Origin of the sequence: Bradyrhizobium embrapense (assembly GCF_001189235.2) — a bacterium.
In the GTDB taxonomy this organism is placed as follows: Bacteria; Pseudomonadota; Alphaproteobacteria; order Rhizobiales; family Xanthobacteraceae; genus Bradyrhizobium; species Bradyrhizobium embrapense.
Window position 1 is genome coordinate 81,914 of the sequence record NZ_LFIP02000005.1, and the last position, 12,308, is coordinate 94,221.

The window sequence follows — 12,308 nt, forward strand, 5'->3', positions numbered from 1 at the left end:
GATATTTTGGCAACGCGCCTGCCACGTACGGGGGCTCAACCGAGCCGCCGCAGCGTATGCACCGTGATCTCGGCCGGGCAGTTGAGCCGCACCGGCGCCAGGCTGGTGCCGGCGCCGGCCGAGGTGTAGCCGGCAAGTTCACCGAACCGCCAGGCGCCCCGGCCCATCCGGCGCGGCAGCCGCGCCTCCAGCTTGATCGCGATGCCGCCGGGCAGGCAGAGCTGGCCGCCATGGGTATGGCCGCTCAGCATCAGGTCGAAGCCGGCCGCCGCCGCTGCGCGATAGGATTCCGGCGTATGCGCAAGCAGGATCGAGAACGCATCGCGCGGGATCGCCGCGGCGGCCTTTGCAATGTCGTCGGTGCGATAGAAATGCGCATCGTCGATCCCGGCGAGATGAATGGTCGCGCCATCGCGTGTGATCGGCTCCTGCTCGTTGAACAGCATCCTGATGCCCATCGCCTCCAGCGCAGGCGTCATGCGGATGCTGTCGTGATTGCCGAGGATGCCATAGAGCGGCAGCTTGATCCGCGCGCACAGATCCCGCATCAGCGCGAGACTCGCCTCGAACGGGCCGAACGTCTTGCCGCGATAATCGCCGGTCAGGACGCAGATGTCGCAGGCGACATAGCGCACGATATCAGCCAGATGCCGCATCGCGCCCTGGCTGATATCGGCGTGGAGGTCGCTGATGTGCAGGATGGTGAAGCCCTCGAACGCCGCCGGCAGCCGCGTCGACGTCACCAGATTGCGCCGCACCTCGACCCGGTCGGCGTTGCGCCGCGCACGGCCGTGTAGGCCCACCAGCTTGAGCGCGGTCTCGACGACCCATGGCGCCAGCTTCCAGTTCTCGACATTGAATACGAGCGTGCCCTGGCCGAACAGCTGCTTCTCATGCGCAGCCTCGATTCCAAGCCGGCGCACGACGTGATCCGCGCCGATCCGCTCGACCAATCCCTGCAATGCCGTGTCGGCCATCGTCCCCCGTGCGGCCGCGATGCGACACGCGGGCCGGCGCGACACTATCACGCGCAATCCCGGCGCGGATACCGCCGGCCGACTCAGACCACAGGAACCCGTTTGGCGGCGACCGCTGCCGGCGAGATCACCTCGATGTCGAGCGGCACCTGCCAGCGCTCGGTGAAGCGGACCTGCGGCGGCGCATTGCCGCTGCGGCCGCCCTGCAGCACGAAACCGTCATAGCCCGAGTTCATCACCTCATTGCATTTCTGCACATAGATCGGGAAGCCGCCGATATAGGGCATGAACACGCGGGGGCGGCCCGGGATGTTGGCGCCGACATACCAGGAGCTGCAGGTCGAGCGCAGCGAGACCGTGGAGACGTCGTTGACATGGGCGACCCAGGCGTCCTCGTCGTCGCGGACCGCCTCGATCGTGGCGGCGCCGATATCGCGCATGTGGCTGATGCAATCCGCCAGCCAGTCGACATGCTGCTCGATCGCCTGGATCATGCTCGCGAGCACCGACGGGCTGCCGGGCCCGGTGATCATGAACAGGTTCGGAAATCCCTCCGAGGCCAGCCCGAGATAGGCGCGCGGGCCGGCGCGCCATTTTTCGGCGAGCGTCCGCCCGCCGCGGCCGGTGATCGCGATCTTGTCGAACGAGCCCGTCATGGCGGCAAAGCCGGTGGCGGACACGATCGCATCGAATCTGTATTCGATGCCGTCGACCACGATGCCTTCGGTGGTGAAGCGTTCGATCGGCGTCTTCGACACGTCGACCAGTTTCACATGGGGCAGATTGTAGGTCTCGAAATAGTTGGTATCGACGCAGAGCCGCTTGCAGCCGAACACGTTTTGCGGGCACAGCAGCTCGGCGGTGGCGGGATCCTTGACGATGCCGCGGATCTTCTCGCGCGCGAAATCGGCGATGGTGTCGTTGGCCGCCTTCTCGAACAAGAGGTCGCCGAACGCGCCGAGGAAGGGCAGGCCGCCGCGCTGCCAGGCTTCCTCATAAAGCCGCTCGCGTTCATGCTCGCTTGCCTGCAAGGCGGGCTGGGCGTTGAACTGAAAATAGAAGCCGGTCGGCCGCGCCCGCGCTTTCGCGCGCAGCTCCGGATAATGCGCCTTGGCTTCCTTCAGATACTCCGCCGACAGCCGCTCGTTCCATGCCGGCACCGACCAGGTCGCGGTGCGCTGGAATACGGTGAGCTCGGACGCCTGTTGCGCGATGATCGGGATCGACTGGATCGCGGACGATCCGGTGCCGATGACGCCGACGCGCAGCCCGGTGAAGTCGACACCCTCATGCGGCCATTCGCCGGTGTGATAGATCGGCCCGCGGAAATCCGCCATGCCGGGAAAGGCGGGACGGTTCGGCGCCGACAGGCAGCCGACTGCCATGATGCAGAATTTGGCGGTGACCTTGTCGCCGCGATCGGTTTCGATCGACCAGCTGCCCGCCTTCTCGTCGAAGGTCGCCGCGGTGACGCGGGTGTCGAACACGATCTGGCCGCGCAGGTCGAAGCGGTCGGCAACATGGTTGGCGTAGGCGAGAATTTCGGGCTGCGGAGAATATTTCTCCGACCAGCTCCACTCCTGATCGAGTTCCTCGGAGAACGAGAACGAGTATTGCAGGCTCTCGACGTCGCAGCGCGCGCCGGGATAGCGATTCCAGTACCAGGTGCCGCCGACGCCGCCGCCGGCCTCATAGACCCGCGCGGTGAAGCCGAGCCCGCGCAGCCGATGCAGCATGTACAGACCGGCGAACCCTGCGCCGATCACGACAACGTCGAACGTTCCAGTTTCGGCAGGGCGCGCAGCCTTGCGCGCGGTGCTCTCCTGAGCCATGGCCCGTCTCTTCCCTGTATCGTTATGTCTTGTCCGCGCCTCGTTGGACGCCGCGACCGAAAGCTTAGGGCGAGGGCGACGCGGCCCGCAAGCACATGAGTTGCCGCGCCGGGTATGGCTCCTATGCTGCGGGGCCGAGGGCTGCGGTATCGGGCGCTGCTTCGGGCGAGACTCGTTGCGATGAAATCCGCAATCGGCGGGCAGCGCCAATGCCGATTGTTCAACCGTCGTTGGCCTTCACGATCCGGATCAGCTCGTCGCCGTAATGCTCGAGCTTCTTGTCGCCGATCCCGGCGATATTGCGCAGATCGTTCAGCGTGTCCGGGCGCATCGCGGCGATGCCGTCGATGGTCGAATCGTGCAGCACCACATAGGCCGGCACGCCGCGCTGGCGCGCGACCTCCGAACGCCAGGCGCGCAGCGCTGCATGCAGCGCGGGGTTGACGGCGCCGCCGGGGCTGTCGGCGGCCGGCGCCAGCTCGCCACGGCGCGATTTGCTGCGGCCGGCGCGGCTGCGCGCGCCTTCCGGCTGCTCGCGCAGCATCACCGCGGTCTCGCCCTTCAGCACGCCGCGGGCGCTATCGGTCAGCTTGAGCGCGCCAAAGGCGTCGCTGTCGGCGCGCAGATGGCCCATCGCCACCAGCTGGCGCAGCACGGCGCGCCATTGCTTCTCGTTGAGCTCGCGGCCGATGCCGAACACCGACAATTGGTCGTGGTTGAACTGCTTGACCCGCTCGGTCAGCCGCCCGACCAGCACGTCGATCAAATGCATGGCGCCGAAGCGCTGCCCGGTACGGTAGACGCAGGACAACAGTTTCTGTGCGAGCACCTTGCCGTCGCGGACCCGCGGCGGCGTCAGGCAGTTGTCGCAATTGCCGCAGCTTTCGTCCGTGCGGGTCTCGCCGAAATAGCCGAGCAGGCGCTGCCGCCGGCAATGCACGGTCTCCGCGAGTGCGACCAGCGCGTCGAGCTTGCCGATCGAGACACGCTTGAAGGCGTCGGAGCCGGTGGATTCGTCGATCATGCGGCGCTGCTGCACGATGTCGGAGAGGCCGTAGGCCATCCACGCGGTCGACGGCTTGCCGTCGCGGCCAGCGCGACCGGTTTCCTGGTAGTAGGCCTCGATGCTCTTCGGCAGATCGAGATGCGCGACGAAGCGCACGTCGGGCTTGTCGATGCCCATGCCGAAGGCGATCGTGGCGACGATCACGATGCCGTCCTCGTTGAGGAAGCGGTCCTGATGCCGGGCGCGCACGCCGGCGTCGAGCCCGGCGTGATAGGGCAGCGCGGCAATGCCGGCCTCGCTGAGCGCCGCAGCGACGTCCTCGACCTTGGCGCGCGACAGGCAATAGACCACGCCGGCATCGCCGGCATGCCGCTCCCTGATGAAGCTCTTCAGTTGCGTGGTGGCGTTTTGCTTGTCGACGATCTCGTAGCGGATGTTGGGCCGGTCGAAGCTCGCGACGAACTCCGGCGCATCGGTGAGGGACAGCCGCTCGGCGATCTCCTTTCGCGTCAGCGCGTCCGCGGTCGCCGTCAGCGCGATACGCGGCACTTTGGGGAAGCGCTCGGCGAGTGCTGACAGGCCGATATATTCCGGGCGGAAGTCGTGGCCCCATTGCGAGACGCAATGCGCCTCGTCGATCGCAAACAGCGCGATCTGCGCCTGGCCGAGCAGATTGAGGCAGCGCGGCGTCAGCAGCCGTTCCGGCGCGACATAGAGCAGATCGAGATCGCCGGCGAGCAGCCGTCGCTCGACCTCGGAGGCTTCCTGATAGGACAGCGTCGAATTCAAAACCGCGGCGTTGACGCCGGCCTCGGTGAGGCCCGCGACCTGGTCGCGCATCAGTGCGATCAACGGCGACACCACGATGCCGCAGCCGTCGCGCAGCAGCGACGGCAACTGGTAGCACAGCGACTTGCCGCCGCCGGTCGGCATCAGCACCAGGCAATTGCCGCCATCGGTGACGTGGCGGACGATCTTTTCCTGTGCGCCGCGGAAGCCCGACAGGCCGAACACGGAACTGAGCACGGAGCGCGCGTCGCGAGGCGAGCCGGATGCACGATCGAGGGCGGGCTGGGCGGTCATGATCCCTGAGCGGGCGATTCGGATTCCCCGGATCGAACGATTCCGGAACGAAACGTGTTAATACACGGTCCTGCGATAAACTCAATTAAGGCAATGGCTGCCGGTCACCGCGCGTGCCCGTACCGACGGCTGAACCCAGCCGCGCGCCGATCAAGGATGCCGATCGATGCGTACAGCGCCTTCGGCCGAAGGGGATGCTGCTTCGCGTGCAGACAACACATCGAAACGGGAAACTCGGACGCCGTCAGGCCGTCGGAGCGGGTGGCGCCGGGGGCGGCGTCATTGGCTCGACCTTGTAGGTCTTCGGCAGGTTGATCGGCTTGTAGGCCGGATCCTTCTCCATGCGCTCAAGCACCGAGGCATGGATGGTGGCCCCTTCCGGAATCGGCCGCGGCTCGCCGCGCGGCAGATAGAAGCCGAGGAACGACTTCCGTTCCAGCCACTCCTTCCATTTGTCGCGCTTCGGAATCCATTCCAGGATCTCCCAGGCCGCGGTCAATGAATTGTGCAGGGGATCCGTCGCGCTCGGAGGCACGTAAACGTGCGTGCGTGGCGGCAACGGCATTCCCCAGGCGAGATGAGCGATCATCGCCCGGTCCATATGCAGCCCCGCCGCAGCGGCCTGTTCGAGCATCCAGATCAGCGGGAATTTTGACGGCCCGCTCTCGGTCTCCGTGTAGCCGCCGCCGACGTCGGAGTGCACGCCGGCGAACCAGACCTGGCGAATGTCCTGCGGCCCATCCGTTGCTCGATCGAAGGGATTCGATCTATGGGACTGCGGCTCCTTCCAGCAGTTGAGGCGGAACATGCGCCGGCGCTCGTCGATCGAGATTGCCTGGCGGAATCGCTTGACGCTCGAATTGGTACGGGTGAACAGCAGCGTCTGCATGTCGAAGTCGAGCAAGAACCTGTCTTGCCGCGGCACAATGATCGACGCGACCGTGTCCCAGACCCCGACGAACTCGATATCGATGTTTCGACCGCCGGCGATCTGGCTGAAATGCCAGGCCTCCTTGAGCGCCGCCGCGTTAAAGACGTCTTCGGACTTCTGGGCATCGGCGCTGGCCTTCTTGTAGGTCGAGAACGCGTAGTCGGCGAGGTCGAGTTGGTCGACCGGCAGCAGGCCCATCACATGGACGAAGGCTGCCAGCACGCGCACGGTGTAGGCGCCGCGGCTGAAGCCGAACATCCAGACCCGGTCGCCGGGTTCCCACGTCCGGCACAAGAACTGATAGGCGCCGAGCGTGTCCTCATCGAGACCGGCGCCGAAGGCCAGTCCTAACAGGCCGCGCACCTGCTGCTTGAAGCGGCCCCAGCTGCTCTGCAGGCCGACCGTGCCGAGACCCGGATGATAGTAGATCCGCTGCTGGTCGTCCTTGTCGGCGACGCGAAACAGCTTCAACACGTTGGAAATATTGGCGCCGATCTCGTTGCCGGTGCCGTCGCAACAAATCACAATATCCTTCGGCATCCGTTGCCCCCGCGGCCGCCGTGAAAACGTGTGATCTCAATGTACGGCAGAGCACGGGGAAGATTCAATCTTCAATTGAAGACGGCTCTGTGTACGCGGCATGAACGCCGGCTGTCGTTCCGGAGTCTGCGGCCGGCATCCGGCGCGCCTGCACGCTCCGACCGGCGATCCGCAGAATTCAATTGCAACACTTCGGAAAAGGTGGGAATCTCATTCGACAGTCATTGCGATATTGCGTCGATATTTTTTGCCCTTCAGGGGTTTCCCCGGTGCGCGCGATCATCTTGCCTGCTGCTTACCGTAGCTTCCACACCATGGACAGGAATGGATCGGCATGAGCCACCAAGCTCTCGTGACGGTCATTCTCGCGGGATTGGTGGTGGGTGCGTTCGGACTGTTCTGGTGGGTCGGCAGCTACTCCGATCGCGTTTTCGTGGGCAGATTCCGGACTCGCTTTCCAGAGAAGACGCTGAGCTACACCGGCGATCAGCTCGGCGAGCTGGTGCAATCCGATCTGCGGATGAAGTATGTCTTCCCGATTCTGTTCCCGCTCGATCTCATCGTCATGCTGGCGTTGGCAGGCGCGATGGGCGCGGCCTCATCACATTGGCTCAACCAGATCCGTCCGACTGCTGCGTGGCTCGGCCTTGTCGTGCCGGCGGTGTATCTGCTGAGCGACCTGATCGAGGATTGCTTGCTGAGCTGGCTGTTGCTGCACGGCGATCCGCATGCGGCGGCGCGTTCAGTCTCGATCCTGAAGGCGATCACGACGATCAAGCTCGTCAGCATCTTTGCCTCGATTGCGCTGACGCTGGTTGCGTTCGTCGGATGGCTATTTCACAGCGACTCGCTTCGCGTCTAAAGCGCTGGCGATCTACTGATACGTCGCCACGATGTCGGAGACGGCGCGCTCGAGCTGCTGCGCGGTCGCGCATTGGCGCACCACGGTGCAGAAGGTCGCGTAGCGCGGCATCTCGGAATCGCCAAAGCCCCAGACCATGCGGCCTTCGGGGTTGAGCCACACCAGTCGCTTGGAGCGCTCGCCGATGCGGCGCAGGATGTCGGCGCGCGGGTCGAGATTGTTGCTGCGGGCGTCGCCGAGCACGATCACCGTGGTCTGCGGCGTGATCGCGCTCATCCAATTGTCTTCGAAATCGGCGAAGGAATTGCCGTAGTCCGATGAGCCGAAGCCGACCTTGGACATGATCTCCTTCATCGCTTCTTCCGGCGAATTGGACTCCAGGATGTCGCTGACCTCGATCAAATGGCCCGAGAAGGCGAAGGAGCGGACGTCATCGACCACCTCATGCAGGCTGTGGATCAACAGCAGGAAGAAGTCCGAGACGCGCGCCACCGAGCCGGAGACGTCGCACAGTGCCACGATCTTCGGCCGGTCGCGATGCTTGCGCTTCCACGCGGTGAGGAACGGTACGCCGCCCCAGGCCGCGTTGCGCCTTAGCGTGCGGCGGACGTCGAGATGGCCGCGGCGCTGACGCTTGCGCGGCTTGGAATAGCGTTCGCGCAGCCGGCGCGCGATCTGGCGGATCAGCGCGCGCATCTGCTCGACCTGGCGCGGTTCGATCCGCGCCAGCGGGGCGTTGCGCAGGATCTCGTTGCGCAGGTTTTCGGCCTCCTCGCGCCCATAGAGCATCAGGGCTTGCGAGACCGCGTCGCGAACGGTGCCGCGCAGGCCGTTGAGCGCCTCCTGCAGCCGCTCGGCGAGCGCCGGATTGCGCGCGGTCTGTTCGTCGATGTCGTCGCGCAGACGCTGGATGCCCATCGCATCGAGGATGCGGGTCTGGAAGATGCCGCGCTGGGTGAAGTAGCGGATGTCGGGCAGCGAGGCGGCGCCGGAGGCATTGGCGATCGCGGTCGATATTGCGGATCGATCCTGCGACAGCAGCATCTGGGCCAGCGGTCCGAGATTCTCCTTGGCGGCGCCGCCCGCCGCATCGCCATGCTCGTCGGCCGACGGGTTGGCGCCGGATTCGCTGGTGTCGTCGGTCTTGTTCTGCTCGGCGTTCTCCTGCTGCGGCTCGGGCTGGCTGAAGAACAGGTCGAAGCATTCGCCGAGTGCACGCTTCTCGTCCTGTGTCTTGGCCAGCGTCAGCAGGAAGGTGTCGCGCAGGATGTCGCGGTCGGCAAAGCCGACCTGGGCGACCGCCCGCATCGCATCGATGCTTTCGGCAGGCGAGACCCGGACCCCGGCTCCCCGCGCCGCACGAAAGAAGCGATGCAGGTTCTCGCGCATAATGGTTTAGCTGAACACGCCCTGGCGCGACGCTTTGGCGATGAAGGACGAAATCTGCGGCGTCGCGGCCTCGATATCGGCCTCATATTTCAGGAGCACGTTGAGCGTGTCCTTGACGATCTCGGTGTCGAGCTCGCTCGCTTGCAGCAGCACCAGCACGCGCGCCCAGTCGATCGCCTCGCTGACCGAGGGTAGCTTCTTCAGGTCGAGCGAGCGGATCTCGTGGATGAAGCCGACCATCTGCTTGCGCAGCGTCTGCGAGATGCCGGGCACCCGGCTCTCGACGATGCGCTCTTCCAGCTTCTGCTCGGGGAAGCCGATATGCAGATGCAGGCAGCGCCGCTTCAACGCGTCGCCGAGATCGCGCTCGCTGTTCGAGGTCAGGATCACGGTCGGCGGCGCCACTGCGGAGACGGTGCCGAGTTCGGGGATCGTGACCTGGAAGTCCGAGAGGATCTCCAGCAGCAGCGATTCGAATTCGGCATCCGATTTGTCGATCTCGTCGATCAAGAGCACGCAGCCGGCCTCTTGCTCCAGTGCCTGCAGCAGCGGCCGCGGCTCGACGAATTCCTTGGAGAAGAACACGTCGCCGAAGGTGTGGAGCTGGTCGAGCGCCGCCGCCAGCGACTGCGCGCCGCCGAGCACCTCGCCGAGCTTGTCCTTCAGGATCTGGGTGTAGAGCAGCTGCTTGGCGTATTTCCACTCGTACAGCGCCTTGGCCTCGTCGAGGCCCTCATAGCATTGCAGGCGGATCATCTTCATGCCGCGCCAGGCGGCGATCGCCTTCGCAAGCTCGGTCTTGCCGACACCGGCAGGACCCTCGACCAGGATCGGCTTCTCGATCTGCTGCGACAGATAGACCGCGGTCGCAATCTGCCGGCTCGCAATATAGCCTTGCGCGGCGAGGCCGCTTTCCACGGCCTCGATCGAGGCGGTGGGCCTGGTGTCAGCCACGAGGATCAACTCCGAATTGCCTTAAACCCGGACCTGTTCTGCGCCCGTTGCGGGCAAAGCACAAGGCTCGTTTGGCCCGCAAAGGCATGGAGTTGGCACATGGTTCTGGGGTATTCCGCCGAGCGCAATACGGGCTACGGTTCTGCACGCGTCGTTCGAACCTCCCCTTGAAAAGGGGAGGTCGCTTTGCTCGCCAGAGCAAAGCGGGTGGGGGTCTGCTCTCTCAATAAACGCCGGCGTCTACGGCTGACCCCCATCCCGACCTTCTCCCTTTCAGGGGGAAGGAGAAGAATCTCGCAGCCCGGCTGCCGTCAGCCCGCGCAGCTCTTCACGAAATCCTTGCGCTGCGGGCCGACGATCTTCTGGTCAATCGCCTGCTTCAGGCAGTCGAGATGCGCCTGCGCCATGCAGAGCTGCATCTGGTCGTGCCGGTCCTGACCCTTCAGCGCCTTCGCCGCGCTCTGGCAGGCCGCGCGCTTGGCACCAGGGACGGGCGCTGCCGCCGACGTGTTCTCTTGCGCGGGAGCTGCTGCCGGCGCGGGGGTTGAGGCTGATTGCGCGAACGCTGCGATCGAGACCAGCAGCGAACCGGCCGAGACCAGGGCGACGAAGAGACGTTTCATGGATATGCCTCCGCGGGGTATGATCCGGAGAGGTGGAACGTCGGCTCTCCGGAACGTCATGCTCAGACCAGGAAAGGGATCACGATGCGATTTCATGGTCGCGCCGTGGCCCAAGGGAGGCCGAGAACTAGAGACCGTCGCCTGAATGCGGAGTGAATATGCCGGGAGGCCGCTTCACCTCAGCGTGAGACCGGATGCCGCCTCGAGCTCGGAGATCGCCTGCGCGGCGCTTGCGACCTTGATCGTGGTCATGCCCATCTCACGCGCCGGCTTCAGGTTGACGCCGAGATCGTCGAGATAGACGCAGTTCTTCGGGTTCACCTGCAGTGTCTCCACCATCATCTGGTAGATGCGCGGATCGGGCTTGCGCAGGCCGATCTTGGCGGACTCGATGACATGGTCGAACAGCGCCATGACTTCCGCGACATAGAGCGTGCGCCCGCTATGGCTGCCGATTGCGTTCGACGGCAGATTGTTGGTGATGCAACCGGTCTTGAACTTCGCCTTGATGCGCTTCAGCGCCTCGACCATTTCGGGCCGCAAGTCGCCGGAGAGCAGCGGCAGCACGTCCTTGCCGCGCACCTCGGCGCCGAGCGCCTTCGATTCCGTTGCGAACTGCGCGTCGAACGCGTCGATCCCGATCTCGGCGCGCTCGAACTTGGCCCAGGCGTTCTCGAGATGGTTGGCTGCGTTGGTGCGGCGGATGATGTCGATGGGCAGGCCGCGCTCGGTCTCGTAGCGTGCGAAGGCCTCGAACGGCGAGGTGGTCAAGACGCCGCCGAAATCCCAGATCACTGCCTCGATCATCAGTCCTGCCCGTTGCAAAGCGGCGGCTTCGCCCCGGGTCGTCCGGCCGTTTTGGCCGAAGACAGGGCAACGCGCGCTCAGCCTTCTTTATTGGAATTGCCGCCGATCAGGCAAGCCGCCAGTTCGCAGCAAACTCCGCCATACGGAACGGGCTCACCAGATCATCGGAACCAGGCGATAACGCACGCGCCCGAGATACTCGGCATAGCCGTCGAGTTCGGCGGTGAGCATCCGCTCCTCCATCATGGACCGCAGGCCGAGCAGCGCAGCCATGACCGGCACGATGGCAAGGCCATACCACGACCCGAGCAGCAGCGGCGTGCCGACATAGGTCAACAGGCCGCTGGCATAGATCGGGTGGCGCACATAGGCGTATGGCCCCGTGGTCACCGCAGCATGGCCGCGCTCGCGCTGCATCTTGACGACGAGCGCAGCATAGCTGTTCTCCCGATAGGTCCGGTAGGCGACGTAGAACGACGCCACGATCAGCACCGCGCCGGCGCATTGCAGCCAGGAAGGGACGAGCGACGTCTGATAGCGGATCGCGTCGAGCGCCATCAGCGGCAGCCATATCAGCCACAAGAGCGGCATGATCGATGTGATGACGCGATCCCATCCGACCTGGCCGCGCAATGTGCGCCGCTCCGCCAGCAGACCCGGATCGTGCCTCGCGAGCCATGCCTCGGTGATCAGCCCGCCGATCGTGATCTCGAGCAGGAACATCCAGGCGCCGGCCCATCGCATGGTGCCGGCCGCGAGAAACAGCAGTGTCCCGAGGCCCACAAACGTGCCGGCGGCGCGGCGCAGATTGATGCGAGGGGGATTGCCATTCTGGTTCATGTCTCTCTCTCCGGCGGGCGGCAACGGCGGCGCCGCTGGATCAGGCGGCCGTTGCGTGGGGTGCGGATCGAAGCGCGGCTCAGTACGTAGGTCCGGTCACGGTCTGCGGGTCCAGTTTCGCGCCTGCCCGGAATAGACCTTGCTCGGCAGCGCGCGTGCCGTGGGATCGAGCAGGATCTTCATCGCGGTGTTGAGCCGCGCCTCCGAATGCGGCGAGCCGTCATGGCGCATCTGCTGCGGAGCACCGGGGCCCTGCGGCGGCGCCATGTAGGCCGACGTTGTCGGTGGGGCGGGCGTGGTGGCGATCTTCGGACGGGCGACAACAGCTGCCTCCAGCGGGCGCCGCGCGTCGGTGATGCTTGACGCTGCGGATGGTGTTTCCGCCGACGGCGGAGAAGCCGCGCTGTCGGATCCGGATTTGCGGGGCGGTCTTGCCATGGCATCGGCTCCATATGTTCGGTGAT

Annotated in this window: 11 protein-coding genes; 1 reads left to right on the forward strand and 10 read right to left on the reverse strand. The window is 65.2% G+C overall.

What is annotated here, in order from left to right:
• Positions 1 to 35: 35 nt before the first annotated feature.
• From AKN83_RS23085 to AKN83_RS23100, 4 genes are all read right to left on the reverse strand, one after another.
• Entirely contained in the window at positions 36 to 977 is a 942-nt protein-coding gene (locus tag AKN83_RS23085; protein ID WP_050401802.1) for a metallophosphoesterase, read from the reverse strand.
• An 83-nt stretch (positions 978 to 1,060) separates the two neighbouring features.
• Positions 1,061 to 2,809: a flavin-containing monooxygenase gene (locus AKN83_RS23090; RefSeq protein WP_050401803.1), complete on the reverse strand. Its 1,749-nt coding sequence runs from the start codon at positions 2,807 to 2,809 to the stop codon at positions 1,061 to 1,063.
• Positions 2,810 to 3,029: 220 nt separating this feature from the next.
• Positions 3,030 to 4,898, reverse strand: coding sequence for a DNA helicase RecQ (gene recQ / locus AKN83_RS23095; protein ID WP_050401804.1), 1,869 nt, complete (start codon positions 4,896 to 4,898; stop codon positions 3,030 to 3,032).
• A 244-nt stretch (positions 4,899 to 5,142) separates the two neighbouring features.
• Positions 5,143 to 6,369, reverse strand: a complete 1,227-nt coding sequence (locus tag AKN83_RS23100; RefSeq protein ID WP_050401805.1) for a T6SS phospholipase effector Tle1-like catalytic domain-containing protein — start codon at positions 6,367 to 6,369, stop codon at positions 5,143 to 5,145.
• A gap of 334 nt (positions 6,370 to 6,703) precedes the next feature.
• Between AKN83_RS23100 and AKN83_RS23105 the strand changes: the two genes are divergently transcribed.
• Positions 6,704 to 7,231 carry a hypothetical protein gene (locus AKN83_RS23105; protein ID WP_244522059.1) on the forward strand — a complete coding sequence of 176 codons (528 nt, stop codon included), beginning with the start codon at positions 6,704 to 6,706 and terminating at the stop codon, positions 7,229 to 7,231.
• 12 nt (positions 7,232 to 7,243) lie between these two features.
• Here the strand turns inward: AKN83_RS23105 and AKN83_RS23110 are convergent, their stop codons facing one another.
• From AKN83_RS23110 to AKN83_RS39835, 6 genes are all read right to left on the reverse strand, one after another.
• Complete coding sequence (locus AKN83_RS23110) at positions 7,244 to 8,620, reverse strand: vWA domain-containing protein (protein ID WP_050401806.1); 1,377 nt, start codon at positions 8,618 to 8,620, stop codon at positions 7,244 to 7,246.
• A 6-nt stretch (positions 8,621 to 8,626) separates the two neighbouring features.
• Positions 8,627 to 9,574 carry an AAA family ATPase gene (locus tag AKN83_RS23115; RefSeq protein WP_050401859.1) on the reverse strand — a complete coding sequence of 316 codons (948 nt, stop codon included), beginning with the start codon at positions 9,572 to 9,574 and terminating at the stop codon, positions 8,627 to 8,629.
• 311 nt (positions 9,575 to 9,885) lie between these two features.
• Positions 9,886 to 10,197, reverse strand: coding sequence for a hypothetical protein (locus AKN83_RS23120; RefSeq protein WP_050401807.1), 312 nt, complete (start codon positions 10,195 to 10,197; stop codon positions 9,886 to 9,888).
• A 174-nt stretch (positions 10,198 to 10,371) separates the two neighbouring features.
• Positions 10,372 to 11,004, reverse strand: coding sequence for an HAD-IA family hydrolase (locus AKN83_RS23125; protein WP_193791648.1), 633 nt, complete (start codon positions 11,002 to 11,004; stop codon positions 10,372 to 10,374).
• A gap of 153 nt (positions 11,005 to 11,157) precedes the next feature.
• Entirely contained in the window at positions 11,158 to 11,844 is a 687-nt protein-coding gene (locus AKN83_RS23130; RefSeq protein WP_050401808.1) for a methyltransferase family protein, read from the reverse strand.
• Positions 11,845 to 11,940: 96 nt separating this feature from the next.
• Positions 11,941 to 12,282: a hypothetical protein gene (locus AKN83_RS39835; protein ID WP_157113519.1), complete on the reverse strand. Its 342-nt coding sequence runs from the start codon at positions 12,280 to 12,282 to the stop codon at positions 11,941 to 11,943.
• Positions 12,283 to 12,308 lie beyond the last annotated feature (26 nt).